The 26,396-nt window shown below is 50.0% G+C and carries 30 protein-coding genes; 12 read left to right on the top strand and 18 right to left on the bottom strand.

Annotated features, from left to right (window positions below; all coding sequences use genetic code 11):
- Window positions 1-4: 4 nt before the first annotated feature.
- The 9 genes from fliJ (at window position 5) to fliR (ending at window position 6,632) form a co-directional block, all read left to right on the top strand.
- On the top strand, window positions 5-451 hold the full coding sequence (gene fliJ, locus ACJ67_RS08895; protein ID WP_049638766.1) for a flagellar export protein FliJ: 447 nt from the start codon (window positions 5-7) through the stop codon (window positions 449-451).
- A gap of 24 nt (window positions 452-475) precedes the next feature.
- Complete coding sequence (locus ACJ67_RS08890) at window positions 476-1,870, top strand: flagellar hook-length control protein FliK (RefSeq protein ID WP_049638765.1); 1,395 nt, start codon at window positions 476-478, stop codon at window positions 1,868-1,870.
- Window positions 1,871-2,036: 166 nt separating this feature from the next.
- Window positions 2,037-2,624 carry a flagellar basal body-associated FliL family protein gene (locus ACJ67_RS08885; protein ID WP_049638764.1) on the top strand — a complete coding sequence of 196 codons (588 nt, stop codon included), beginning with the start codon at window positions 2,037-2,039 and terminating at the stop codon, window positions 2,622-2,624.
- 32 nt (window positions 2,625-2,656) lie between these two features.
- Complete coding sequence (gene fliM, locus ACJ67_RS08880; protein WP_049638763.1) at window positions 2,657-3,658, top strand: flagellar motor switch protein FliM; 1,002 nt, start codon at window positions 2,657-2,659, stop codon at window positions 3,656-3,658.
- On the top strand, window positions 3,658-4,143 hold the full coding sequence (fliN, locus tag ACJ67_RS08875) for a flagellar motor switch protein FliN (protein WP_018985030.1): 486 nt from the start codon (window positions 3,658-3,660) through the stop codon (window positions 4,141-4,143). Before fliM ends, fliN begins: the two co-directional genes overlap by 1 nt.
- 4 nt (window positions 4,144-4,147) lie before the next feature.
- Window positions 4,148-4,663, top strand: coding sequence for a flagellar biosynthetic protein FliO (fliO, locus tag ACJ67_RS08870; RefSeq protein WP_231587136.1), 516 nt, complete (start codon window positions 4,148-4,150; stop codon window positions 4,661-4,663).
- Window positions 4,664-4,779: 116 nt separating this feature from the next.
- Entirely contained in the window at window positions 4,780-5,547 is a 768-nt protein-coding gene (gene fliP, locus ACJ67_RS08865; RefSeq protein WP_049639850.1) for a flagellar type III secretion system pore protein FliP, read from the top strand.
- A 30-nt stretch (window positions 5,548-5,577) separates the two neighbouring features.
- Window positions 5,578-5,847 carry a flagellar biosynthesis protein FliQ gene (fliQ, locus tag ACJ67_RS08860; protein ID WP_018985033.1) on the top strand — a complete coding sequence of 90 codons (270 nt, stop codon included), beginning with the start codon at window positions 5,578-5,580 and terminating at the stop codon, window positions 5,845-5,847.
- 17 nt (window positions 5,848-5,864) lie between these two features.
- On the top strand, window positions 5,865-6,632 hold the full coding sequence (gene fliR / locus ACJ67_RS08855; protein ID WP_049638762.1) for a flagellar biosynthetic protein FliR: 768 nt from the start codon (window positions 5,865-5,867) through the stop codon (window positions 6,630-6,632).
- Between the two features lie 19 nt (window positions 6,633-6,651).
- Here fliR and flgL read toward each other — a convergent pair whose 3' ends face one another.
- The 11 genes from flgL to flgB form a co-directional block, all read right to left on the bottom strand.
- Window positions 6,652-7,572 (bottom strand): flagellar hook-associated protein FlgL, encoded by a 921-nt coding sequence (gene flgL, locus ACJ67_RS08850; RefSeq protein ID WP_049638761.1) that lies wholly within the window; start codon window positions 7,570-7,572, stop codon window positions 6,652-6,654.
- Window positions 7,573-7,593: 21 nt separating this feature from the next.
- Entirely contained in the window at window positions 7,594-9,297 is a 1,704-nt protein-coding gene (gene flgK, locus ACJ67_RS08845; RefSeq protein ID WP_049638760.1) for a flagellar hook-associated protein FlgK, read from the bottom strand.
- Between the two features lie 108 nt (window positions 9,298-9,405).
- Window positions 9,406-10,470, bottom strand: a complete 1,065-nt coding sequence (flgJ, locus tag ACJ67_RS08840; protein ID WP_049638759.1) for a flagellar assembly peptidoglycan hydrolase FlgJ — start codon at window positions 10,468-10,470, stop codon at window positions 9,406-9,408.
- A gap of 12 nt (window positions 10,471-10,482) precedes the next feature.
- Window positions 10,483-11,607: a flagellar basal body P-ring protein FlgI gene (locus tag ACJ67_RS08835; RefSeq protein WP_049638758.1), complete on the bottom strand. Its 1,125-nt coding sequence runs from the start codon at window positions 11,605-11,607 to the stop codon at window positions 10,483-10,485.
- A 9-nt stretch (window positions 11,608-11,616) separates the two neighbouring features.
- Entirely contained in the window at window positions 11,617-12,267 is a 651-nt protein-coding gene (locus ACJ67_RS08830; protein ID WP_049638757.1) for a flagellar basal body L-ring protein FlgH, read from the bottom strand.
- A 40-nt stretch (window positions 12,268-12,307) separates the two neighbouring features.
- Window positions 12,308-13,090 (bottom strand): flagellar basal-body rod protein FlgG, encoded by a 783-nt coding sequence (gene flgG, locus ACJ67_RS08825; protein ID WP_018985040.1) that lies wholly within the window; start codon window positions 13,088-13,090, stop codon window positions 12,308-12,310.
- 53 nt (window positions 13,091-13,143) lie between these two features.
- Complete coding sequence (gene flgF, locus ACJ67_RS08820) at window positions 13,144-13,887, bottom strand: flagellar basal-body rod protein FlgF (protein WP_049638756.1); 744 nt, start codon at window positions 13,885-13,887, stop codon at window positions 13,144-13,146.
- A gap of 38 nt (window positions 13,888-13,925) precedes the next feature.
- The gene (flgE, locus tag ACJ67_RS08815; RefSeq protein ID WP_049638755.1) at window positions 13,926-15,137 is read right to left on the bottom strand and encodes a flagellar hook protein FlgE; all 1,212 of its coding nucleotides are present in this window, start codon (window positions 15,135-15,137) and stop codon (window positions 13,926-13,928) included.
- A gap of 37 nt (window positions 15,138-15,174) precedes the next feature.
- Window positions 15,175-15,843, bottom strand: a complete 669-nt coding sequence (locus tag ACJ67_RS08810) for a flagellar hook assembly protein FlgD (protein ID WP_049638754.1) — start codon at window positions 15,841-15,843, stop codon at window positions 15,175-15,177.
- Between the two features lie 20 nt (window positions 15,844-15,863).
- Window positions 15,864-16,268, bottom strand: coding sequence for a flagellar basal body rod protein FlgC (flgC, locus tag ACJ67_RS08805; protein WP_049638753.1), 405 nt, complete (start codon window positions 16,266-16,268; stop codon window positions 15,864-15,866).
- A 16-nt stretch (window positions 16,269-16,284) separates the two neighbouring features.
- The gene (gene flgB / locus ACJ67_RS08800; protein WP_049638752.1) at window positions 16,285-16,719 is read right to left on the bottom strand and encodes a flagellar basal body rod protein FlgB; all 435 of its coding nucleotides are present in this window, start codon (window positions 16,717-16,719) and stop codon (window positions 16,285-16,287) included.
- Window positions 16,720-16,953: 234 nt separating this feature from the next.
- Between flgB and flgA the strand changes: the two genes are divergently transcribed.
- From flgA to ACJ67_RS08785, 3 genes are all read left to right on the top strand, one after another.
- Window positions 16,954-17,706 (top strand): flagellar basal body P-ring formation chaperone FlgA, encoded by a 753-nt coding sequence (gene flgA, locus ACJ67_RS08795; protein WP_049639849.1) that lies wholly within the window; start codon window positions 16,954-16,956, stop codon window positions 17,704-17,706.
- A 169-nt stretch (window positions 17,707-17,875) separates the two neighbouring features.
- Window positions 17,876-18,202: a flagellar biosynthesis anti-sigma factor FlgM gene (flgM, locus tag ACJ67_RS08790; protein WP_049638751.1), complete on the top strand. Its 327-nt coding sequence runs from the start codon at window positions 17,876-17,878 to the stop codon at window positions 18,200-18,202.
- Between the two features lie 5 nt (window positions 18,203-18,207).
- Window positions 18,208-18,684 (top strand): flagella synthesis protein FlgN, encoded by a 477-nt coding sequence (locus tag ACJ67_RS08785; protein ID WP_049638750.1) that lies wholly within the window; start codon window positions 18,208-18,210, stop codon window positions 18,682-18,684.
- Window positions 18,685-18,752: 68 nt separating this feature from the next.
- On the opposite strand, the gene ACJ67_RS08780 is transcribed toward ACJ67_RS08785, so the two are convergent.
- From ACJ67_RS08780 to ACJ67_RS08750, 7 genes are all read right to left on the bottom strand, one after another.
- On the bottom strand, window positions 18,753-20,660 hold the full coding sequence (locus ACJ67_RS08780; RefSeq protein WP_049638749.1) for an ATP-binding cassette domain-containing protein: 1,908 nt from the start codon (window positions 20,658-20,660) through the stop codon (window positions 18,753-18,755).
- Between the two features lie 86 nt (window positions 20,661-20,746).
- Complete coding sequence (locus ACJ67_RS08775; protein ID WP_049638748.1) at window positions 20,747-22,666, bottom strand: nucleoside-diphosphate sugar epimerase/dehydratase; 1,920 nt, start codon at window positions 22,664-22,666, stop codon at window positions 20,747-20,749.
- 5 nt (window positions 22,667-22,671) lie between these two features.
- On the bottom strand, window positions 22,672-23,856 hold the full coding sequence (locus tag ACJ67_RS08770; RefSeq protein WP_049638747.1) for a DegT/DnrJ/EryC1/StrS aminotransferase family protein: 1,185 nt from the start codon (window positions 23,854-23,856) through the stop codon (window positions 22,672-22,674).
- A 15-nt stretch (window positions 23,857-23,871) separates the two neighbouring features.
- Window positions 23,872-24,465, bottom strand: a complete 594-nt coding sequence (locus ACJ67_RS08765) for an acetyltransferase (protein WP_049638746.1) — start codon at window positions 24,463-24,465, stop codon at window positions 23,872-23,874.
- Entirely contained in the window at window positions 24,462-25,058 is a 597-nt protein-coding gene (locus ACJ67_RS08760; protein WP_049638745.1) for a sugar transferase, read from the bottom strand. Before ACJ67_RS08760 ends, ACJ67_RS08765 begins: the two co-directional genes overlap by 4 nt.
- The gene (locus ACJ67_RS08755; RefSeq protein WP_049638744.1) at window positions 25,051-26,184 is read right to left on the bottom strand and encodes a glycosyltransferase family 4 protein; all 1,134 of its coding nucleotides are present in this window, start codon (window positions 26,182-26,184) and stop codon (window positions 25,051-25,053) included. Before ACJ67_RS08755 ends, ACJ67_RS08760 begins: the two co-directional genes overlap by 8 nt.
- On the bottom strand, window positions 26,153-26,362 hold the full coding sequence (locus ACJ67_RS08750) for a hypothetical protein (protein WP_049638743.1): 210 nt from the start codon (window positions 26,360-26,362) through the stop codon (window positions 26,153-26,155). The genes ACJ67_RS08755 and ACJ67_RS08750 overlap by 32 nt, the downstream gene beginning before the upstream one ends.
- Window positions 26,363-26,396: the final 34 nt, after the last annotated feature.

The following is a 26,396-nucleotide window of genomic DNA, read 5'->3' as shown; positions in this document are numbered from 1 at the left end:
TTTTATGGCAAAACAGTCTACCCAAACGCTGGCTTTGCTGAACCAGCTGGCTGCAGATGAAGTGGAAACGGCCATGCAAATATTGGCGCAGGCCATGCAGCAGCTGGAACAGGCTGAGCAGCAGCGTACCATGCTGGAACAATATCAGCAGGAATACCAGCAACAATGGCAGTCAGCCGCACAAAAAGGACTCAAAGCAGATTTATACCGCAATTTTCAGGGCTTTTTCTCGCAATTGGAATTGGCGGTAAGGAGTCAAAATGCTCAAATCGAACAGTGCCAGGCGAATGTGCAGCACAAACGACAGCTATTGCAGGAAAAACAGCGCAAACAAAAATCTTTTGAAGTCCTGATCACGCGTGCAGAAACCTTGCAGGCGAAAGCAGAAAACAAGCGTGACCAGAAAATGATGGATGAGTTTGCCAGTCGTGCCAAACGGTCACGTCTGTAAACAGAGAGAGTCCGGGAGAGTCATATGGCGTTTTTAAATTCAGCTGCTTTACTGAATACAGGGGCAGATGCCGTCAAGACCGCATCTGCCAGCCAGGCATTACAGGAACCACAAAATAGTGGCTCCGATGAATTTGCCCAGGCGTTGCGCAAGCAGATGCAGAAAAGCAGCAAACCAGTCATCCCGGTTTCTAGCAAAGCGGAAACTCCCAAAGCGACTGCAGCAGACAAAACACCACCATCCTCCCAGCCATCCAACAATAGTCATACTGTCAAGAACGACGCGGATACCCCAAAAGCATCCTCTAGTAAACAGGACGAGCAAAAGCCTGCTGAAACAGCAGCCCCGACAGAGAGTGTTCCGGCACAGACAGAAACCGAGGTATTGAAAGATACCGCGGCCGTGACTGAAACACCGCAGGAACGCAAGAAACGCTTGCTCGCAGAGCTGGCGGCTAATGACCAGCCCCCAGCCGGCATTTCGCCGTGGATGCAAACCATGATTGCCATGCGTCCATCTGCGCCAGCGGAGACACAACCAAAGGTAGCATTGGTAGAGGATGCCGCAGCAGAAGTTGCTAGTGTGGCTACGATTGACAAGCAACTCCTCCCTGAGACGGTCACCACCAATACTTTGCCACAGACCGCTGAGTCTATGGAGAAAGCATCCACAACCCCTCTGCCAGCCGGACCTGCCGTGCACACCACAGCAGAGGATAAAGGCATGGACTTCAAGCAGGTGTTGAGTGATACGCCACAGGCTTCTACAGGAAAAGACGCTGTTTTGCCAGAAACCTTGGTGAATGCCAAGTTGATGGCTGACACTAGCCGGGAAACCGGCGCTGCGGCCTTTGCAATCAAAGAGGGACGCGGCACAGAGGTGTCGGCAGACCTTTTGAATCTGGCATCACAGCCAGTCGCGCAAGCGTTACCTAATAGTTCATGGTTGAATGCGGCGGGGATTGCCCAAACCACGCAGGTGGCCATGTCGCAAATGGCAGTTCCATTTGGCAATGAGCGTTGGCAAACGGCCATGAACCAGCATGTCATGAATATGGTAGGCAGTGGCGATGATGTGGCCAGCCTGACCTTGTCTCCCCCTGACCTGGGACCTATCCAGGTCGTGCTTAAAGTGGATAACCAGTCCGTCAACACCAGTTTTATTACTGATAACCCATTAGTGCGTCAGGCGCTTGAAGATGGCATGCAGGATTTACGTGACCGCATGCAGTCACAAGGCTTGCAGTTAGGCCAAACCTTTGTCGGTGATGGTCAACAGGCACAGCAGCATTTTGAGCAGCAAACCACACGCCAGGGCGGCCCGTCGTCTTTAGGCACCACGGGTGAGCCAGACGGTGCAGCCCTTCAAACAGCCGTGAAAACGACGGTTGCACGCGGCCTGGTTGATACTTTCGTCTAACGCACCCCATCAAATACCCAGGGTCGGCAAGCGCATCGCAAGCCGGCCTGCCGTAAATCCAGATTAAGCGCCGATTTAACCCTTTTATCTGGCAATCTCCACCACGCAGTGTTGCGCATAATGTCATCATAAACACTTAAAGTTTTACGTAAGAAAGGTTTGTGTCATGGCTCAAGAACCAGCAAAAGCAGAAGGCGCAGCAGAGGCGGCGCCTAAATCCAAGAAGAAATTGATCGTGATATTGGCCGTTGTACTGGCGTTGGCTGCTGGTGGCGGTGCTGCTGCTTATTTCCTGATGAAAAAGCCGGAGGCGCATCAAGCCAAGGATAAACATGGCGATAAGGCCGAAAAAGCCGAAGGCGCAGAAGACGAAGCGGTGAGTGAAGAAGAGGCAGAAGAGGCACCTGAAGAGGCTGGTGGTCATGCTGACCCTAAAACGGCGCCGACGTATGTGCAGTTTGAAACATTTACCGTGAACCTGTTACCCGACCCGGATGACAAGTTCTTGCAGCTGGATTTGACAATAGAAGTCAAAGGTGCCGAGCTGGCTGAAAAAATGAAAGCCCAGATGCCCGCGTTGCGTAACCGTGTGTTGTTACTGTTAACCAGTAAAAAAGCCTCCGATATTTCTACGCCGGAAGGTAAGACTCAACTGAGTGAAGAGTTGCTGGCCGAACTCAAAAAGCCGCTCGCCGCACATGGCAAACCGGTTAAAGTGACCCAAGTATTGTTTACCTCATTCGTGATCCAGTAATGGTATAAGCCTGTTGTTTAAAGTGAATCATTATGTCAGCTGACAAGTTCCTATCTCAAGACGAAATTGATGCCCTGCTCAAAGGTGTTGAGGGGGATGACGAAAGTGATTCGTCTGGCAAGGACGAGTCCGGCGTACGTACTTATAACCTGGCGACCCAAGAGCGGATTGTGCGCGGCCGGATGGCCACGCTGGAAATGATCAATGAGCGATATGCACGGTTATTGCGCGTAGAGCTGTTCAATTTTTTGCGCCGGACGGTAGAGGTGTCGGTCGGCCCGGTACGGATCATCAAATATACGGATTTCATCCGTAACCTGGTGGTACCTACCAACCTGAACCTCATTCATATGAACCCTTTGCGGGGAACAGGCGTTCTGGTGCTTGATCCAACACTGGTGTTCCTGGTCGTAGATAACATGTTTGGGGGCGATGGCCGCTTTCATACCCGTGTCGAAGGTCGTGATTTTACGGCCACTGAGCAGCGCATTATCCAGCGTATCCTGAATATCATGTTCGAGTCGTATGAAAAAGCCTGGGCACCGGTCTATCCAGTCAAGTTCGAATACCTGCGTTCTGAAATGAATACGCAATTTGCCAATATTGCCACGCCTAACGAAGTGGTCGTCGCGATTACCTTCAATATTGAGTTGGGACCCAATAGCGGTGAAATGCATTTCTGCGTGCCTTATTCCATGGTCGAGCCGATCAAGGACCTGCTGACATCACCACTGCAAGGTGAAAATCTGGGTGGCGACAAGCGCTGGGTCAAGCTAATGACGCAACAGATACAGGCAGCAGAAGTGGAAATTGTGGCAAACCTGGCGAAACGCAAGATGACCGTGGCAGATTTGCTGGAGCTGAAAGAAGGCGATGTGTTACCGATTAATATCAGTGACACGATAGAAGGACAGATTGACAACATTCCGGTCATGGAATGTCGTTATGGAGTGTTTAACGGGCAATATGCCCTCAAGGTTGAAAAGTTAATTCGCGCTGACGGTAGTCAGGAGCAATTGCAAGGAGAGTCATAATGGCTATGGATCCCGCCACGAATAGTGCTGATGAGGATATGGATGCAGCGATGGCTGCCATGGGAGTATCTGATCCCGGTGATGTACAGACGATTGCAGAAGATGACTGGGGGGCGGCATTAGCCGAACAGACCCAGGCTGAGTCTTCAGCGCTACAGGAACAAACCAGCAAGACCGCGGTATTTAACGAGTTTAGCGCTAACAATAAACTGGAAGGGACGCAGAATGATATTGATTTCATCCTGGATATCCCGGTACAGTTGACGGTAGAGCTGGGTCGTACCAAGATCTCGATCAAGAACCTGTTGCAACTGGCACAGGGTTCGGTGGTTGAGCTGGACGGCATGGCGGGCGAGCCTATGGATGTACTCGTGAACGGCTGCCTGATCGCCCAGGGTGAAGTGGTCGTGGTGAACGACAAGTTTGGTATCCGCTTGACCGATATCATCACGCCGGCCGAACGTATCCGCAAACTGAACCGTTAACTGGATGTCTGATAATCGTGCCATGAAGTATTGCAGCAAGCTGTTACTCGCCTGGATGGGCAGCATGATGACCACTGGAGTGGCGTACGCAGCTGTGCCTGCAACGACGGCATCTGCCGTCCCTAGTACCGGTGATAGCTTGGGGCGCATGGTATTTGGCACCGTAATCGTCTTGTTGGTGATTGCCGCCATCGCATGGCTGTTAAGACGCGTCATGCCAGGACAAAACATGGCCCATCGTGGCGTGATCAAACAGGTCGGTGGCTTGCAGTTAGGCCCAAGGGAACGTGTTGTTGTCCTGGAAGTAGCAGGTCGCTGGCTAGTGGTTGGCATCAATGCCGGGCAAATGACGGCCCTGGGCGAGGTGGACCCAGTGATCACTGAAACGCCAGCAGAGGAGGGCGCGAACGCAACATCCTCCCATGGGGTAGATCCGAATGCTTCTTTTGCTGTACGTTTACAACAGGCCATGCAGGCCACGGTGCAACAAACCGTCAAATCCCTCAAAAACAAGTCTTGAGTCGTTCATTTCCGACCTTTGATTTTACCAGCGCTGGCGTACCATAACCCTACTTATTGATGGACTTGTGCCAGGCATTACACGCCAGGGACAAGCAAGTTTCGGGTGCCATGTACATGCGGGTATTTTCAGTTGTAAAGTCTATTTTTTCTGTGTTGCTGCCAGTGGGGCTGTTGTGGGCTCTGCCAGGATTATCCTGGGCGGCAGAGGGCTTGCCTATTGGCACAGTGACCCCTGCACCTGGCGGAGGCCAGGACTATACACTGAGCCTGCAAACACTGATCCTTCTCACTTCGCTGACCTTTATCCCGGCAGCCATGCTGATGATGACGGGGTTTACCAGAATCGTCATTGTACTGTCCTTATTGCGCCAAGCCTTGGGAACGCAGTCTGCGCCATCCAACCAGGTATTGATTGGTTTGGCGCTGTTCATTACTTTTTTTGTCATGGGGCCGGTCTTCGACAGGATTTATACCGACGCCTACCAGCCATTGTCAGAAAGCAAAATCACCATGCAGGAAGCTTTGCAGCGCGGTGTATTGCCTTTGAAAGGCTTTATGCTCAAGCAAACGCGTGAGAGTGACCTGGCCATGTTTGCCAATATGGCGCATACAGAAGCTATCCAGACGCCAGAAGACGTACCGCTCAGGATACTGGTACCGGCATTTATGACCAGTGAGTTGAAAACGGCCTTCCAGATTGGTTTCGCCATTTACATCCCATTCTTGATTATCGATATGGTGGTGGCTAGTATCCTGATGGCTATGGGCATGATGATGATGTCACCGTCTATTGTGTCTTTGCCATTCAAACTCATGCTGTTTGTACTGGTGGATGGCTGGCAACTGATACTGGGTTCGCTGGCGCAAAGCTTTGTTATTTAACCTTTTTATTTTGAATCCTAGGAGTAGGTCATGAGTCCTGAGCAAGTTGTTTCATTGGGCAGTGAGGCCATGCAAACCACATTGCTGGTGGCAGCACCTGTGCTGGGCACAGCGCTGATGATAGGCCTGATCGTCAGTATTTTTCAGGCCGCCACGCAGATTAATGAACAGACACTGTCTTTTATTCCCAAACTGGTCGGCGTGATGGCAGTGTTACTATTGGCGGGCCACTGGATGTTGATGACTATGGTGGATTATATGCATCATATTTTCACCATGATCCCACAAATGGTTAATTAAACAGACGCTTACACGGTATGCTGAATATCCATGCGTCAGATCTGCAATTGTGGATTGTCCAGCTATTCTGGCCACTGACCCGTATCCTGGGCTGCCTGGCCGTCGTTCCGCTATTTAGCCATCCTGCCATTCCCAAGCGCATCAAGCTTGCCGTTGGTTTCGTCATCACCCTTGCCATTGTCCCCTCTATTCAGGTCCCCGCCATTGAAGTGTTTTCCTGGCAGGGCCTACTTTCTTTGCTGGCACAGTTTCTCATAGGTATCAGCATGGGCTTTGTCATGCGCCTGCTATTTACCGCCGTGGAAATGGCCGGTTTCATGATGGGCATGAGCATGGGCTTGGGCTTTGCCAGCTTTTATGATCCACAGGCCCAGGGGCAAACCATTGCCGTTGGCCAGTTTCTGACCATGCTGACGCTATTGGTGTTTATGAGCTTGGATGGCCACCTGATTGTGGTGGCTGTGATGTTACAGAGTTTTGAAACCATGCCCATAGCACTCGAACACTGGCAACTCAATAGCCAGGCCATCGCCACACTGGGTGGGCATATATTTTCGCAAGGCTTGATGTTGTCACTGCCCGTGGTGGCCAGTTTGCTGATTACCAATATGGCGCTGGGGATACTCACCAAAGCGGCACCGCAGTTCAATATTTTCGGTATCGGCTTCCCGATTACTATTTCAGTGGGTTTCCTGATGACGCTGCTCAGCCTGCCTGCCTTAGTGAATCCGGTCAACCGCTGGCTGATAGATGCGCAGCAACTGATGTTACAGGTGTTGCGCTAACCAGCCCAGGTATTCAGAATCAAATCAGGCTGAACAGGGAGATATTTGAGGTGGCGACAAATGCTTTTTGTGCTGCCTGCAAGATGCTTGTTTTCTTGGAGATATCTGACAAGGCCTGCGCGTAATCCAGATCCTGCAGTTCAGAAATCGATGCATCATACTGATAGTTCAAGCTTTCGCCTGTGGTGTTCATGGTCTCAATAAAATTCAGGTTGCTACCAATTTCTGAGCGAGCATCCAGTACGTTATTCAGCCAGCCCTGCATTTGATCAATTGTCGATGCAAGGCCAGCAGAATAAGTCGCTTGCGTTGTGCTGTCCGTAATGGGGGTCTGCAATAGAGTGATCATGTCTTGCAGGCTTTTGAATACATTGGCGCCATCTGGACCAAAAATCTGATCGCCTGTGTAGGTCACAGTCATTTTACTTTGTATGTCTACCTGTAACTCAGTGCGTGTTGAGTTGGCTTTATACTCATACTGACCACTCACAGTATTCAGTTCAAAAGGCACTGTTTGTGTCGCATAGCCTGCGTACATGTAATTACCCTGTGAATCTTTACTGTTGGCCAGGTTTAATAAAGTATCCAGGTAACCTTTTAACTCATTGCCGAGTTTTGCGCGTTCCGAGTCTGTGTATGACCCATTCCCTGCGGAAATGACCGTTGACTGGATCGCCTGAATGGTATTAGTCACATTGGTGAGACTAGTCTCGTAGGTTTCCAACAGTGTTTCTGCTGTTTGTCGCGAACTGGCAAAGTTCGCATTTAAATCTTTTGCGGTATTCAGCTCTAACAATCTGGCTGCAGCCACAGGGTCATCGGCAGGGGAGTTTACTCTTTTACCAGTGGCAGTCTGAATACTCAACTTGTTCAAATCTGTTTGCAGGCCCATTAACCGGTTCGTGCCAGATTGAAAAATAGTATTGGTACTGATTCTCATGATCGCCTATCCTTGAAAAGCTTATTGACCCATTTGCAGTAATACTTCAAATAGCTGGCTTGCAATTTGCATCATTTTTCCGGCTGCCTGATAGGCCTGCTGGTAGCGTAGCAAATCCGTCGCTTCTTCGTCTAAATTAACCCCTGATTCCGATTGCATCGCATTGGTCGCATTCTCAAGTGCAGTTGCGTCTGCCAGGCTGGTGATGCTCAGCTCATTGGTTTTGGTGCCAACGGCACTCACCATTTGAGAAAATGATCTTGAGTAAGTGCCATATACCGGATCGGTATCACTGCCTCCCAGCCGCACTGTGCCTTGGGTAAGGGTGTTGCCGCCGTCAACGAAATAACCGGTCTGCAACTTTGCTAAAAGCAGGCCATTGACGTTGTTCCCTGGACCACCCGTGGCATCGGCGAGTGCGAGTTTACTCACATCAGTGAAATTTAAAGAAAGATTACTGGCAGCGCCCCGGGTAGGCTGAACAAGATAATAGTCCCCTTCTGCCGGAGTACCTGCACCAACATCAATCGTGATGCCATTGAATGTTTGCGGCAGGCTCACTCCGCCTGTATTGCCTTCTGGCATCAACGTATTATCACTGAGCCGTGTGATCACATAGTTACCTGAGGTGTATCTCACGCTGTAATCACTGCTTGTCACCAGGCTGGTTTTGTCAAATGACGCTGTAATTTGCGGCGAGGTGCTTGGATTGTGGCTACTTGGTGACACTTGTGGTTGGATGGTATTAAATAGATTGGTGCCAGCAATGCCGTTGAGGTCCAGCCCCTGGGTTTGTTGCGCATTAAATTGACTGGTTAACGTCAAGGCAAGTTGTCCAATCTGGTTTTGTACAACATCCAGCGTGTCAGTTCTGAATTTAAGTACACCGCCAAGTATCCCGCCGGTCAGCGTTTCGTTACTCAGGATTTTTGGACTCGCCGGGTTACCATAGGCAACTTCGAGTCGACCAAGGTCGGTATCGCTTGCTCGTGTATACAAAGAATATTGCGTCGTGCCGACCACGAGTGGCATGCCGCTGCCCGCAAATACATTGTAAGAACCATCATCTTGCTTAATGATCGTTGTCTGGATTTGTTCACTGATTTTGGCAACCAGTTGATCGCGTTGATCCATCAGGTCGTTGGGTGGATTGCCTGTAGAGTTGAGCGCCTTGTTAATCGTGTCGTTCAGGATGGAGATTTGTGAGGCATAACTGTTGATCGTGTCTACGCTCGCTGTGATCTGCGTGTTAATGCTGTTGCGCATATCCTGAAGCTGGTTATTTACCGAGTTGAAGCGGTTGATCATGGACTGCGCTGAAGACATAAATGTCTGGCGTGTCGCTGTATCGCTTGGGTTTGCAGCGGCGGCACTCACCGCGCTGAAGAAACTCGTGATCACAGGATTTAAGCCAGCGGTGCTGTCTGACAGCAGGTTATTAATCTGGCTGATATTGCTGTAATAGGCGCTGCTGGATTTGGCCGTTGCTGTGGCATTAATCACCTGTTTGGCCAACGTCTCATTGTAAACACGCTGTATGCCGACGACATTGGCGCCCTGGCCAACAAAGCCATAACCAAAGTTTTGCGCCTGTGCCGCTGCCTGTACAACGACCTGACGGCTGTAGCCCGGCGTCGCGGCATTAGCGATGTTATGGCCAACGGTGGCAATGCCTACTTGTGCGGCGTTGAGTGCGCTCTTACCAATGGTGAGTACATTTGACATGTTTTTTCCTCATGTACCAGCCCCCTGCAGAGAGTCAGGCACGACTTTAAAGTGATCGTTAATATGCCTAACGGCAATTATTTTTGTTTCTTTAGGGCAGTTTCTTTTTTAACCTTGTAAATGCTTGATGACTTGCGTCAGTTTCTTGCCATATTGTGGGTCGGTGGCATAGCCTGCACGCTGCAAGGCATGGGCATACGCGCTGGCATCATGCGTGTTATTCATGGCTTGCTGGTAACGCGGATTTTGTGAAATTAGTTTTGCATAATCCTTGAATGCATCGCTATAGCTGTCATACGCACGGAATTTTTCGACACGGGTTTGCTTCACACCATTGATATATTCAGTGGTGGTGCTGTTAACCACCTTGCCTTTCCAGCTGGCATCCGCCTTAATGCCAAACAGGTTGTGGCTGCTGGTGCCGTTGCCAGTTTTGATTTCGTGCTTGCCCCAGCCACTTTCCAATGCCGCCTGGCCGATCATGAATTTTGCTGGAATGCCCGATACACTGCTGGCTGCCTGGGCATGTGGCAACATACTCTGGATAAACTGTTGGGTTTTACCCGCCACTTCACGCATGGCCGTGGCTAAAGGTGCCTGTGGCAGGGTAAAGCTCTGTATATTTTCCTGGGTGTCAGCGACCAGGGGTGGCAGCTCCGGAATGCCTTGTGCCCAGTCGTCCCGGTTGTTATTCACGGCATCGCTGTCTGTGGATTCCCATTGCTGATAGGCCTCACGTATTTTCTGGGCCGCTTGCGCTAATACGGTCTTGGCACCAGCGTGGCTGCTGTGTGTGAGTGGGGCAGTGGAGTCAAGCTTGCCAGAGGATTTGGCGTCTTTGCCAGCCTCTGTTGCGTCACTTGGTTTTTGGCTGAATTTACTGAGCTGCCTGACCAGCACATCTGTCAGGCCAAGACCTTTTTGGCTCAAGTGTGTACTCAACTGCTGATCCAGCATGCTGGTAAACATTTTGCCTTGTTCACTATCGGTGATACCGTCTTGCGGCACCGTGTCACGCATGCTTTTCAGCATCATGTTCATCAGTACCGCTTCAAATTGGCGTGCAACCGCTCTGATCGCCTCTGGCGAGTCATTGTTGGCACGCTTGAGGCCATTCAGTGAATTGCCGTCTATGGCCAGACTTTGAGTAGTAGGGTCTATACGTGGTTGCATCACTGCCTCCCGCTAGATAACCTCAAGCTCGGCGTTGAGGGCGCCTGCTGCTTTCATGGCCTGCAAAATGGCCAGCAAGTCCTGAGGGGTGGTGCCAATCGCATTCAAGGCTTTCACCACATCAGACAAGTTTGCGCCGTTATTCAGCTTGAGTACCTTGCCAGGTTCTTTGTTGATATTGATTTCTGACACTGCCGTCGACACTGTCTGGCCGTTGGAGAATGGGCCAGGCTGGCTGATGACAGGGGAAGTGTTAATCACCACAGACAGGTTGCCGTGGGAAACCGCGCAACTATCCAGCGTCACCGCCTTGTTCATGACCACCGAACCAGTGCGTGCATTGAGGATAATCTTGGCGGGCGTCGCAGCCAGGGCAACGTTAATTGTTTCCAGGTTGGCCAGGAAAGAGACGCGGCTCATGCTTTCAGGCGGACGCACCTGGATCACGCGGCCACTCTCGGCTTGGGCGGTCATCGGGCCAAACTTCTTGTTGATGGCTTCAACCACATTGTTGGCGGTTGAGAAGTCGCTTTCTTTCAGTTCGAGTTTGACAATATCCTGATGCAACAAGGTATTAGGCAAGGCGCGTTCAACGGTGGCACCTTCTGAAATACGGCCTACACTTAAATGGTTGATCTGGGTCTGGCTACCATTCGCAGCTGCACCTACGCCGCCAACCACCAGATTGCCTTGGGCCATGGCATAAATCTGGCCATCTGCGCCTTTTAAAGGCGTCATCAACAAGGTGCCACCACGCAGGCTTTTGGCATTCCCCATGGAGGAGACAGTGACATCCAGGGTTTGACCGGGCTGGGCAAACGCTGGAAGAGAACTGGTGACCATCACTGCTGCAATATTTTTTAGCATCAGATTGGTGCCAGGTGGTACGGTGACGCCCATCTGATTGAGCATGCTGATGATGCTTTGTACGGTAAACGGCGTTTGTACGGTCATATCACCGGTGCCATCCAGGCCCACCACCAACCCGTAGCCGATGAGCTGGTTACTGCGGACGCCCTGAATATTGCTGATGTCCTTGATGCGTTCTGCCTGGGCAAGCGGGCTGATGACCAGCAGACTGAATGCAACGATCAGATTTGCCAGCCCAGTGAGTAAACGGTATTTAAGTGTCTGCATGCGTCTCTCCTACAACGGAATCATGCTGAGGAAGAAGCGGGAGAACATGGAGAGTACTTCCGCAGCATCCATTTTGGTATTGCTTCGATATTCGATACGTGCGTCCGCCACTTTTGTAGACATGACTTCATTACCCACGGTAATCAGGTCAGGGTTGACCACACCGGAGAAGCGGACAAATTCGGTGCCCTTGTCAAAGCCAATCTGTTTTTCACCGCTGATGACCAGATAACCGTTTGGCAGCACATCGACCACTGTGGCGGTGACAGAACCATTGAAGGCATTGCTGGCATTGGCACTGGCCTTGTCTTCAAAAGAGAGGGCGGAGGCGGCATTGAATGATGCTTTAGGCACGTTGTGACCAAACAGCCCGGTGATCGCACCTGTGACTGAACCATCCTTGGTTTGCTCGTTATCGGAGCCTTTGTTGGCCGAGGTATTCTCGGTAATGCGTACGGTCAAAATATCCCCGACATAACGTGGTCTGCGGTCCTCAAATAAAGGTCTGTAAGCGGCACTGTTGAAAATAGCTCCCTCTGTTCTGGCATCGGGGCGTGCCATCGCCATGCGCGGCGTTTCCGGTTTTTGTACAATCGTCGAGGGCGTGATTGAACAGCCGTTTAACAGCTGGGATAGCGCAAGGCAGAGTAACAGGCTCATAAGGGCATTTTTCAACATTCGTATGGATCTCAGATAAACATTACATTTGCGACAGCTTTTGCAACATTTGGTCAGATGTAGTGATGGCCTTGCTGTTAATTTCGTAAGCACGCTGTGTTTGAATCATGCTCACCAGCTCTTCCACCACATTCACGTTAGAAGTTTCCACGTAGCCTTGTGTCAACAGGCCGGCGCCATTCGTCCCCGGCGTATTGATGTTGGCATTGCCGGACGCCGTGGTCTCCACGAACATATTTTCACCTTTTGCCTGCAAGCCGGCCGGATTGATGAAAGTAGCTAACTGAAGCTGGCCTATCTGGGTGGTGGCCGTGGAGTTGGGCGTGGTAATGGAGACCACGCCATCGCGACCAACCGTAATACTTTGTGCATTCAGTGGAACGTTAATCGCCGGTTGAACCGGAAAGCCACTGGCTGTCACCAGTTGCCCCTGGCTGTCGACTTGAAATGAACCATCACGCGTGTAGGCAGTCGTGCCATCTGGCAGCAAAATCTGGAAAAAGCCCTGGCCTTGAATGGCCACATCTTTGTCATTACCAGTTTGCTGCAGGTTGCCCTGGGTGAAAATGCGTTCTGTCGCTACTGGCTTGACGCCTGTACCCAATTGCAGGCCGCTAGGCAACTGACTTTGTTGTGAGCTTTGGGCGCCGGCCTGGCGCAAATTCTGATAAAGCAGATCTTCAAACACGGCACGTGATTTCTTAAAACCACTGGTACTGACGTTGGCCAGGTTGTTTGAAATGACGTCCATTTGCATTTGTTGTGCATCCAGACCGGTCTTGGAAATCCATAATGAGCGTATCATCATTCACTCCTAGGGCTTAAAGCCTTGTTCATACTGCAATATTAGTCCAAGCATTAGCCATTCATACTGAAGAGCTGGTCTGCTTTTCCTGCGTTGTTTTGCGCGTTCTCCAGCATTTTCATTTGCATTTCGAATTGCCGCGCGAGGCTGATCATATTGACCATGGTTTCTACCACATTCACATTACTGCTTTCGAGTGCGCCATTGGTCACTTTAACGTTCACGTCCATAGGTGCTGGTTGACCATTGCTGGTCACAAACAAGCCGTCTGCGGCACGCTTGAGCGAGGCTTCAGGCGGGTTGGTCAGCTTGATCCTGCCCAGGATGTTGGTGGCACCCGGTGCTGTTAAATCATTGACGGCGGAAATCGTGCCATCACCACCTATGCTGATAATCACATTAGGCGGGATGCTGATCGGGCCGCCATCCCCCATCACATTCATGCCCGATTCGGTTTGTAACTGGCCATTCTCATTAATCTTGAGGGAACCATTGCGGGTATAACCTTCTGAACCATCTGCCCGTTGCACGGCGATCCAGCCAGGGCCTTCAATAGCGACATCCAGGTCGCGGCCTGTCTGCTGTATGCTGCCAGATTTGTAATCGGTGCCTACTGTGGCATCGACCACAAACGCACGCGTAGGCAGGCCATCGCCCAACACAGGCACGGCGCGAAAACTATCCACCTGGGCTTTAAAGCCGGTGGTGGTTGCGTTTGCCAGGTTGTGGGCAGTGGTCGCCTGTTGCTCAAGAATATGCTTGGCACCAGTCATTGCGGTATAAATCAGACGGTCCATAATGCAGCCTCTATCAGAAGGTTAATCGTTAACAGTCACTATCTCATGTTGACCAGTGTTTGCATGACCTGGTCTTGTGTTTTGATCGTTTGCGCGTTGGCCTGGTAGATACGCTGTGCTGTGATCATGTTCACAAGTTCTGCGGTCAGGTCAACGTTAGAATCTTCAACGGCAGAGGATTGCAATAAGCCCAACGTGCTGCTGCCTGGCGCACCGATCAGCTCGTCGCCAGACTCGAAACTGGCCATCCACTGGTTACCACCCAGGGATTGCAATCCGTTAGGGTTGACAAAGTTTGCCAGGATGACGCGGCCTAGATCCTTGGATTGACCGTTGGTGTAGCGACCTTGAATAATGCCGTCATCGCCAATGGTGAAGCTGGCAATGCGGCCTGAATTGTAACCATCCTGGCTCAGCTTGTTCACGCTGAAAGAAGAACCATATTGCGTGCTTTTGGAGTAATCAAAACTGATATTCATGGTGGCGCCACCGGTGGTAGGTGTAAAGCTGATAGGCGTCACGCTGGAGTTGGTTGAGTCATAGGCACCCGCATTAAATACCATGGATGGGGTAGGCACTGGTGTCACATCAGTACCATCTACTGTGGTGTATACACTCCAGGTGTTGGCCGCGGTTTTCACATAGTAGTTTTGTACATTATGTGAGTTACCCAGGTTGTCATACACCGTGATCGCGGTGGAGTTGGTATAGCTGGTTGGGTCAGTGGAGCTGAATGGTGTGACTGCTTGATCGATGTTTGCGCTGGCTGAATTCAGGTTCAATGTGCCGGTGATTCTAGTACTGGCCACAGGTTGCAAGTCGCTGGTGTCGATCTGAATCTCTACCGGACTGGAACCATTCAGGTTGTCTGCACTGTTGCCCATCAGGCGTTTACCATCACTGGTCACAATATAGCCGTTCTTATCCATTTGGAACTGGCCATTACGTGTATAGGTAATCGCACCGTTGTTGCTCAAGCGGAAAAAACCTGCGCCGTTAATCGCGACGTCCAGGGTGTTATTGGTGGAAGTAATGTTACCTTGGGTAAACTGCTGCGCGACATCTGAAATTTTGGTACCAATACCAATTTGCGTTGCGCCTGCGCCACTCAGTGAGGCTGCGAACACATCAGCGAATTCTGCACGAGACTGTTTAAAACCAACCGTGTTGGCGTTAGACACGTTGTTACCAATTACTTCAAGTGCTTTGGATGCTGCGTTTAAACCACTCAAGCCTTGTGAAAAAGCCATGTTATCTCTCCTAGGTAAGGACTCAAAATATTAAGAATTAGAAAATCTCTGAGATGTCTGATGCAGACACTGTCGTGTTATTGCTTAAATTCAGTTTGGCACCACTGGTGCTGGTAGTGACGCTTTGCACCTGTGCCAGGCTTAGCGCGGTACTGCTGACGGTTTTGTCAGCGGTTTTTGCCGTAATTTCATAGGAGTATTCGCCACTTGGTGCAACTGTGCCATCGTCCATTTTTCCATCCCAGCTTAATGCGTTCACACCAACATCCTGTTTGCCAAAGGTCAGCGTACGAATCGTCGTGCCAGCCCCGTTTTTAATCGCGACTGATAGGCTATCTGCGCCATTAGGCACATTGACGCCAAAATAGCCGCCAGTTTCTGTATGGGTTAGCGTTTTACCTTCCACCAGGACATTGCGGCCTATCATGCTGGTTGCTTGATAGGCTTGGCCCAGTTGTACGCTACCGATCAGGCTGCTCATGGTTTCATTGAGCTTGTTGATCCCGGTCACAGTATTCAACTGCGCCATCTGGCTAGTCACCTGCGCGTTGTCCATCGGGTTCAGCGGATCCTGGTTTTTCATTTGCGTGATCAACAGGGTCATGAAACGATCCTGTGTTTCATCTGTAGTGCTGGTCTTACTGCGGGTATTCACTGAGTTCAGTAAATCCTGTGAAACCTGGTTGTTACTATTTACGGTGGTCATACGAGTGCCCTTTCTAAAGGTTATTGACCAATATTCAATGTTTTAAGCAACATGGTTTTTGCCGCATTCATGGTTTCCACGTTGTTTTGATAGGCGCGTGAGGCTGAAATCATGTTCACCATTTCTTCAGTCACGTTGACATTAGGCATGGTGATATAACCGTCGGCATTGGCCATCGGATGTTTGGGGTCGTAGACCATTTTGCCTGGCTTGGTATCTTCAATCACCCGGTCGACCTCAACCGTGCTGCTTTGGTTAGCAGCGTCCTGCACCGCCTTGAACACCACTTGTTTGGACTGGTAAGGCTTGCCATCAGAACTGACCACGCTGTCGGCGTTAGCCAGGTTACTGGCCACGGTGTTCAGGCGCATGGACTGCGCACTCATGGCAGAGCCGGAAATTTTGAATACGTTAAACAGAGACATGACAGACCTCCTTTAATTACTGCTGGCCGTTAATGGCAGACAGCATCTTTTTAATCTGGCCACTGATCATGGTCAGGCTGGCTTCGTAGCGGATGCCGTTATCCACATAGGCATTACGCTCTACGTCCATATCTACCGTGTTGCCATCGACAGAACCTTGCACCACCGAGCGGAACAGCGGGTCGCTGGCACTCCCCACATACCCGTTGCTGCCCTGACCATTCATATGGCTGGTATTGGTTTGTTGCATCGCGCCAGCATTGGCAGCAGATTTGCCTGAAGTACTCTGCTGCAGAGCAGATTGCATGGCAGACTTGAAGTCGATATCACGCGCCTTGTATTGTGGTGTATCCGCGTTGGCAATATTGGAAGCCAACAGCTCCTGACGCTGATTGCGCACGCGCAATGCGGTCTGATGAAAATTCAGTGAAGCGTCCAGTTTGTTCATCATCGTCTTGTCCTTTCCAGGCTGTACTCTGAAGCCTTGTTCGAATATTTTTTCGAACCTCTAAAGTTCTTGTCATCTGCGGTCGTTAACCAGTTAAGCGGGCTTGGTTCACGCACATGACTTTTACTAGCTATGCCTAGTGTACGCTGTCACCTATACAATGATTCTTGAATTAAACGCAGGAAATCCTCTCTATTTCCGCAATTAAGTTTGCCCCGGATGCGTAGAATGGTGCACATGAAACAACGCCCAGTCCAACTTCTGATGTCAGTCATCTTCAGCCTGTTATGGTTGATGAGCTCACCTGTGCAATCGGCCGACCGCGCTGTCATTGCCAATCAGCGCGCAGTGGTTCCTGCGAGTGACATGCACAGCCGCGTATATCAAACTGTATTGCAGTATGTAGAGGGCCAGACACAAGGGTATCCGGGCAAGGTGAATATTGAGATCCAGCCATTGGACAGCCGTATCCGCATTGCTGAATGCGGCTTGATGGAAGGGTTTACTGTGCAAGGTGCCCGTTTATGGGGTAAAACCCACATCGGTGTCCGTTGCCTGCAATCTGAAACCAAACCCTGGACACTCTATGTACAGGCTGATGTTCAGGTATGGGGTGAATATGCCGTGACAGGCTTGCCTGTAAGCCAGGGCTCACCCGTGCAAACAACGGATGTGGTCATGCAATCCGGGGATTTGAGCAAGTTACCTGCAGGGATTATTACAGATGTGTCTATGCTTGATGGCAAGCAGGCTGCACTCAATTTGCCACTGGGCACAGTATTAAGACCTGAGCTACTGAAGGCGATCCCGGTGATTAGACAGGGACAAACAGTACAGTTGAATAGCCGTGGCGACGGGTTTGTCATCACTGCAGATGGTACTGCCATGCAAACCGCGAATGTCGGCCAGGTGGTGGATGTCAAAGTCAGCAGTGGCCAGATTATCAAAGGCGTTGCACAGTCTTCTGGTAAGGTTGACGTGCGTTTTTAACCAGATGGGTAACGTTTTTTTAATTGAAAATGTCTGAAATTTATAAACATGCGATAAAAACTATATTAAGCACTAAAGTTCGCTTAAACTATGCCGATAGTACTGTTAACGAATGAGGGTGATGGATGTGATAAGCCCTGAACATATTCAAAATCAGAAGAGGTACGGCATGAACATTTCAGATTCTATTAAAAAACTGGGTGTTGGCGTAGACAAGCCAACGTTGGATAAAAGTACTGCCAATAAAGGCAGCGACAAAGCAGCAGGTGTATCCACAACTGCTGCCTCAACAGATAACGTGACCTTGTCTTCTGCATCTGTGCAGTTGCAATCGCTGGAGAGCGGGTTGGCAGCTGGCGAAGTGTTTGATGCCAACAAGGTTGAAGAAATTAAAGCTGCAATTGCGCGTGGTGACTTTTCGGTAGATACCGCTAAAGTGGCAGATGGCCTGTTGCAGAGCGTCAAAGATTTGATACAACCAAACAATAAAGGGTGACCCTCATGACTTCTGCAAATCATTTATCTTCTCAAGTCAGTTTTGAGAAAGACGCAGCGCTGGTTTCACAGCTTTTGAATGATTTGCAGTCTGAGCAGTCCGCCCTGGTGTCTGCTGATCTGGATGCTATAGAGCAGATGGTCGACAAGCGCGTTGAACTGCTGCAAGCCCTGGGCGCAGCTGCCAACGCCCGCTATGAGGCGCTTGCTGCCGCTGGGTTTGAGCCTAATGAGCAGGGCATGTCTGCTTGGTTGAAAAAACAATCCAGCACTGTGCTAGAGCAGGCATGGGTCAGCTTCCAACAACAGTTGGTCCAGGCTAAAGAGCTCAATCGCCTCAATGGCATTTTGATTAACAAAAACTTTCAGCGTAACCAGGAAAAACTGGATGCGTTGAACGGCAAGAGCGCTGCCCCACAGTTTTACGGTAAAAATGGCCAAACACATCGTGCCGATACCGCACGTGGCAGTTATTCCGTTTAGTCCCCGTTAAATAAAACAGCCGAAGTGATCCTTCGGCTGTTTTATTTTTAAGTCCCCGCAGGTAGGCCCTAACTCAAGCTCTCCAATGTTTCCCAGCGCGTGATTTTTTCCAGCACCAGTGTTTCGATCTCATCAAGCCTGTCCTGTAGCTGTTTGACCTTATCTGGCGCCTGTTTGTAAATATCACCTTGCGCAAATTGTGCCTGAATCTCTGATTGCTCTTGTTCCAATGCCTCAATTTCTGCGGGGAGCGATTCCAGCTCACGCTGCTCCTTGAAACTCAAGTTTTTTCTGGAAGTGACTGTCTGTGTAGGTGTGCTTGACGTCGCAACCACAGCAGATTTTTTTTGCGTTGGAGCGGGTTTACTCAAGCGAGCCTGGCTGAATCTTAACCAGTCATCGTATCCACCACCGAATTCGGTTAACTTGCCTTCTCCTTCAAAAGCAATCACTTGAGTGACGGTATTTTCTAGAAAAGCCCGGTCATGGCTGACGAGAAAAAGGGTGCCCGAATAATCCTGTAACAGAGTCTCCAATAACTCCAGTGTATCAATATCCAGGTCATTGGTTGGTTCATCCAACACAAGTACATTGGCCGGGCGCGCAAACAGACGTGCTAACAGTAAACGATTGCGCTCACCACCGGAAAGTGATTTCACAGGTGAGCGTGAGCGTTGTGGTGGAAAGAGAAAGTCTTCCAGGTAACTGATCACATGTTTGCGTTCATTGCCAATCTCAACAAAATCAGAGCCCGGGCTGATGGTATCCGCTAAGGTGGCTTCTTCATCTAACTGCTCGCGCATCTGGTCAAAATAGGCTACGTTGACTTTTGTGCCACGCTGAATGTCGCCACTGTCTGGTTCTATGTCCCCTAAAATGAGTTTTAATAGTGTGGATTTTCCAATGCCGTTGGGTCCTAACAATCCTATTTTATCGCCACGTAAAATACGTGTGCTGAAGCCTTTGATGAGTGTTTTGTCACCATATGACTTAGTGACCTGATCAAGCTCTGCAACCAGTTTTCCACTGCGTTCGCCAGCATCCAGGTTGAGTTTGACATCGCCTTGGCGCTCACGTCTGGCTGCACGGTCTAAACGGAGTGCTTCTAATCTTCTCACGCGTCCTTCATTACGAGTGCGGCGCGCTTTAATCCCCTGGCGGATCCAGACTTCTTCCTGCGCCAGAAATTTATCGAATTTTGCTGCATGCGTTTCTTCAACGGCGAGTAACTCTTCTTTTTTGATTTGATATTGTGAAAAATTACCTACAAAGTCTGTCAGATTGCCGCGGTCAAGTTCAGTAATGCGTGTCGCTAACTTGTCCAAAAAACGACGGTCATGGGTAATAAACAACACGCTGCCATTAAAGCCTAATAACAAATCTTCCAGCCACTCGATGGCTTCGAGGTCCAGGTGGTTAGTCGGTTCGTCCAGTAACAAGACTTCAGGCTCTGCCACAAGCGCACGCCCAAGTGCAACACGTTTACGCCAACCGCCTGAGAGTGTGGAAACCAGTACATCTGCATCCAGCTTCAAGCGGCTTAGTACGGTCTCCACCCGTGTTTGCGCAACCCAGCCATTTTGTGCGTCCATTTCATGCTGCAATGCCTGCATGCGCTCCATCAGTGCCTCAATATTGGCATCTGGCAAGCTCATCTCATGCGTGATCTGGTGATAGTCAATCATGGTTTGTTGCAAACTGCCCAGACCTTCTGCAACGGCTTCAAATACGGAGTGAGTATCATCGAGATCAGGTTCTTGCGGCACGTAGACAATGCGTACGCTAGGCGCCCGCCATACGGTGCCTTCATCAAGTTTGATGGTGCCGGCAATCGCTTTTAGCAAACTGGATTTACCGGCACCATTGCGACCAATCAAACCAACGCGTTCACCTGGATCTAACTGGAATGATGCTTGGGCAAGCAAGGCATGATGACCAAATGCCAGGCTGGCATTGTCAAGCGTGATATGAGGCATAAAGAAAAAATAGAACAGTGCTTATTCAATGAGGTCTACATTGTAAACGACATGAATATACTTAGTAGTTAAAGATGAAGAATATATCAGTGTATGTGTGATGAAGGCGAGGGTAGGGTATCCAATGACAGCATGCCACCGCGCAAGGAAACATCTGGTGCCGGACGGGTGTCAGGCTGATATTCCACTACCCAGCGCTGCAGATCCTGCTTGATTTGGGCCTCTTGCAAATTTGGGATGGTAGTCAACCATTCCAGCAAGTTTGTTAACCAGACAGTATCTGCACTGCGTGCCTGCGCAATACGCAATTTTTCATGGCTGGTGGGCAAAGTGTTTTCGTCATCAGCCAGCAACTCTTCATAGAGCTTCTCACCCGGGCGTAAGCCGGTGAACTCAATCCGGATATCTTGCTCTTGCAGGCCGGATAACTTGATCATGTCCCGGGCCAAGTCAATAATCTTGACCGGTGTGCCCATGTCCAGCACAAACACCTCGCCACCTTTGCCCATCGTGGCAGCTTGTAGCACTAATTGTGCAGCTTCGGGGATAGACATAAAGTAACGCGTGATTTCAGGGTGGGTAATAGTGATGGGCCCGCCATGCGCAATCTGCTCGCGGAATTTTGGAATCACGCTACCACTACTGCCTAACACGTTGCCGAAACGCACAGTAATGAATCGTGTCCCGGATAAATAATTATTTTGCAGGCCTTGGCAAATAAGCTCTGCCAGACGTTTGCTAGCACCCATGACATTGGTCGGATTCACAGCTTTATCTGTTGAGACCAGTACAAAGGTAGGTACACTGGCTGCCTGGCAAGCAGAAGCAATTTGGTAAGTGCCATAAGCATTGTTCTGCAGGGCTTCTACCACATTAAAATGTTCCATCATGGGAACATGCTTATAGGCGCCGGCATGGAGCACCACATCTGGCTGATGATCCTGCAATATGCGCTGCAAACGGACACGATTTTTAACGTCGGCGACCAAATACAGTAATTCAGAGTCAGTCTCCCACTGGCTAAACTCCTGTTGCAGGGTATACAGGGCATATTCAGAGATATCGAGACAAATCAACTGGGTCGGATGAAAACTCAATATCTGGCGACAAAGCTCAGAGCCAATCGAACCTGCAGCCCCAGACACCAGCACCACCTTATTGGCTAGCATCGCACTCAAGCCATGCGTATCCAGTTGCACAACATCACGCCCCAGTAAGTCTTCCACATCAATTTTGCGTATCTGCGATAAGCTGACACGGCCGCTAATTAAATCAGACATGGCTGGCAAGGTTAATACCTCCATGCCCTCAACTTCGTTGGCCGCCTCAACTGCCAGCCGCCTTTTTTCATGCCGACTGCCCGGCATGGCAATCATACAATGCTGGCAACCATGTCTCGCCGCGATGCGTTCAATGTCTTCCAGTTTGCCCTCAATCTTGGTATGCATGATTTCACGCCCGACCAGCTTGTTATTGGGGTCTATCATCGCCACCACACGCCACTCGGGGCTTTTGCTGAGTTCTCTGATGAGGTTAAAAGAGGCATCTTCTACACCGATGACGATCACTGGTTTGCCTTGCGCAGCCGTGACGTTAAACAGGCGGCGCTCTTTCCATGCACGATAGGCAAACCGGCTGCCTCCCATAAATAAGATAAGAAGCAGGGGATTCATGACCAGCACCGAGCGTGGAATGATTAATTCCGGCTGCAAGGAAAATGCACCTAAACTCAATAACACCGATGAAATGGCCACGGCCTTGATAATGCGCTTCAAGTCAGGGATGCTGGCAAAGCGCCAAATGCCACGATAAAGCCCGACATAATAAAATGTAGATATCTCAATCAGTACCACTACAGGCAACATCATGAGTACTGACTGGTAAAATTGATCTGGAATAGAAAAGTTGAAGCGTAAAGCATATGCTGTAATCCATACTAGGCAAGCCGCTACCAGGTCATGCAAGATAGCCAAAGGAATGAGCAATCGACGGAGACTATTTTTCATGGTGACTAACCGTGGTATTTGGCCAATAGAGTGTTGATTAATTTTACTGCCTGATCAACCTGGTCATCGGTAATGGTAGGATGCGCTAGCAAACAAAATGCACGCTCAGCGTAATATTTTGCATTCCTCATTCTTTGACCATCATAGTAAGATTCAAACGCCTTTTCCAGATATATTTCGCTGCAAGACCCTGAAAAACAGGGTAATCCCATCTCAGAGAGACTTGCAACGAATTCATTGCGGAACGAGTGGTTTTCGGCGTCAGATTGGTTCTTCAGCTCAATCACCCCATACACCCTGTAATAAGCATGTGTGACATTAGAATGTGACACAGAGGGAACCCTGATAAATGTGGCTTGCGATAATGCAGAGACCAGTTTTTGCGCAATGACATTTCTGCGACTAATCCATGCATCAAGCTTGGCTAATTGCTTGAGACCGATGGCAGCCTGCACTTCGGTCATGCGGAAGTTGGAGCCGGCGGTATGGGTATACCAGCGGAATCCAGGTGGATGCTGCTGGTGAAAAACGGCATCAAAGTCTCTGCCGATATCCTTGTATGCCCAGGCTGCCTTGTAAGCCTGTTCATCATCAAGTACCAGCATCCCACCTTCGCCCCCGGTGGAGATGATTTTGTCCTGGCAGAAGCTGAAAATGGCGGCATGACCCCATCCTCCTACTTTGATATTGGCGATAGAGGCGCCATGTGCCTGGGCGCAGTCCTCAATGACTTTGATGTTGTGTTGATGCGCTAGCTGCATAATGCCTGGCATATCGCAGGGCAAACCACCAATGTGCACAGGAATCACCGCTTTTGTTTTAGCTGTAATATGGGGCGCAATGGTTTCAGCGCTTAAATTACCACTGTCTAAATCCACATCTGCAAACACCGGTGTGGCGCCCACGAGCAATACACAACTGGCGCTGGCGACATAACTTCGGCAGGCGACGATCACTTCATCACCTGGGCCAATATTGAATGCACGTAATGCAAGTTCTAATGCAACGGTGCCATTGGATAAGGCAATGCCGAACCGTTTACCTACCGACAGCGCATATTCCTGCTCAAACCGTTTGCCAATGTCACCGGTCCAGTAATTCACTTGCCCGGAGAGCAAAACAGCCGTGGTAGCGTCTATTTCGTCTTGCTCATAACGAGGCCAGGGGGAAAGCAAAGGGTGGTTTAGCATCTAGTAATCAGTTATTCAGCGTAAGGTTCTTGCGGGCGTGCCAACATAGGTGCCAGCATTCAAAATGTCTTTGGTCACTACCGCACCGGCGCCGATTGTAACATGGTCGGTAATGCGCAAGCCGGGCAACACTACTGCGCCTGCACCAATCAGTACATGGCTGCCTATGCTCACGCCTCCCCCCAAGACGGCATTGGGGGCGACGTGGCAAAAGTGTGCCACCTTGCAGTCATGATCAATAATCGCCCCATGGTTGATAATGCTGTGCAGACCTATCTCTGCATCAGGGCCAATAATGGTGTAAGCCGCCAGAAAAGTCCCACCTTCGTTGATCCGCGCTGAAGCTGCAATACTTGCCAACGGGTGGATCACGTTAAAAAAGCAGTGTTTGTTGAGTGCCAGAGACAGTTTTTCCCGTACGGCATTGTTGCCTATGGCCAGGTGCAATGCTGCATGGTCAGGGATGGCGGCAGGGGGCAGCACCGGTAGCCGTTCCCATTCCGACAGCGATTTGTCGTCGACAAAACCCACGCAGCTGTTGCCGGATTTTTGCCAGGCATCCAACACTACTTTGCCATGACCTCCGGCACCATACAAATAGTGGCTCATGCGTCGTTCCCGGTAAATTTGGGCATGGTGGCTTCCCCCTTTGCGCTAATGCCTTCGCGCACACATATTTTTTTAATGGTGAGCAGAATAATCTTTATGTCCAGCCACAGGCTCTGGTGGTCGACGTACCAGGCATCCAGGGCGAATTTTTCCTGCCAGCTGATGGCGTTTCTGCCATTGACCTGCGCCCATCCTGTCAGTCCTGGTTTGACCAGATGTCTGCGTGCCTGCTGGGCATTATACAAAGGCAGATACTCCATGAGTAGGGGGCGCGGCCCGACCAGGCTCATGTCTCCTTTGAAAATCACCCACAAATTGGGTAACTCATCGAGGCTGGTCGACCGCAACAATCGCCCAAACCTGGTGAGGCGTATTTCATCGGGAAGCAATGCACCATCAGCACTTCTGGCATCTGTCATGCTCCTGAATTTGTAAATGTTGAATGGCTTGCCAAGATAGCCAGGACGCGTCTGGTTAAACAAGACTGGCGTGCCGAGCTTCCAGCGCACCATTAAAGCAACCCCTAAAATCAATGGCCATAGCAGGCAGAATGCCAATATCACCAGCAAGACATCCATCAGCCGCTTAACCATTAAAAATCACTTTCTCATAAAAATCACACCATGCCTGTGTGATGATTTTACTATCGAATTGCCTGAGTGCACGCTGATAGGCCGCGTCAGACAGCGATTGGTAGAGCGTTTTGTCATTATGTATACGCAACAGCGCCTGCGTGATGGCATGCACATCTCCGGCTGGGTGTAATAATCCGGTACTGCTTTCCTCGACAGCATCCGTAATGCCATAAATACGGGAAGCGATTGCCGGAATGCCACAGCTGGCGGCCTCAATGATCACCGAGCCAAATCCTTCTCTATAGCTGGGCAGGCATAACACATCGGCGGCTGCCATGTAATGTTCAGGGGTATTGGTGTAATCAATAAATTGTACAAGGCTTTTATCTACGCTGGCCAGTTGCCTGATATGCGTTTGCATGGACTGCTCATCCGGCCCTACGAAAAGCAGGCGGCTATTGGGCAACTGGGCTTGCACAAAGGCCGTTGCTAGGTCTAGCACGCCTTTGTCATGGTTGAGCCGACCAAGAAAAAGAAACAGGAAAGTACCCTCGGGTATATTCAGCTTTGATCTGAGCTGTTGCCTGATGGTTGGAGCTGGCTTGAATCTTGTTGTATCGACGCCTGAGATTGAGCCCGCGCCAAAAACCCTGGATTTCTGTGCAGAGATCACCTGTTCCTTCAGCAAGAAGTCGCGCTGAGACGGGCTGTCAACAATCACGTGCGTGGCGCAGGCTGCCAATAGCTTGTCGAGTGTCTTGAGTAAGCTTCTGGACAAGCCCTCCCGGGTAGCCCATACCTGGCCAGTGAGTGTATGTATACGTGCCGGAATCCTGCACAAAAAACCAGCCAGCATGGCAAGCAGCCCGGCTTTGGGGGTGACGCTGTGCACAGCGTCAAATCGGAACGCTCTGAAGTAAAACATCAGCTTGATCAAGCTGAAGAGGTCTTTTAGTGGCGCGATGTTTCTGGGGATAGGCAGGGGTATCAATCGAGCCTGAATGCCCAGTTTTGCCAGAAAATCGGGATCCTCTGTTCCTACAATGACGCTGATCTCGTACATTTTGGATAATGCACGCAAATGGTTTAACAAAAAGGCTTTGACCGCGATATCAGTGGTCAGGATGAAGCAGATTTTTTTCATGATTATTGCCAAGTTTAAACCAAAATTCACATGAAAATGGATATTCAGGTGTGTTGGATTGCGTTGAGGTCATGCTGCTCAGGCTGCAATCCTGAGAGGCAGTTGCTGTTTTCTTGCCAAAGCCTGCTTGTGTTAAAATATTTTGTTTATAAAAAAATGAGATTTTAATCTCATGCAAATTTAAGGCTCCTGCTATTGTATGTTTTTACACA

Source organism: Methylophilus sp. TWE2 (assembly GCF_001183865.1).
Classification (GTDB): domain Bacteria; phylum Pseudomonadota; class Gammaproteobacteria; order Burkholderiales; family Methylophilaceae; genus Methylophilus.
This window is presented reverse-complemented; position numbering and strand designations above follow the sequence as displayed.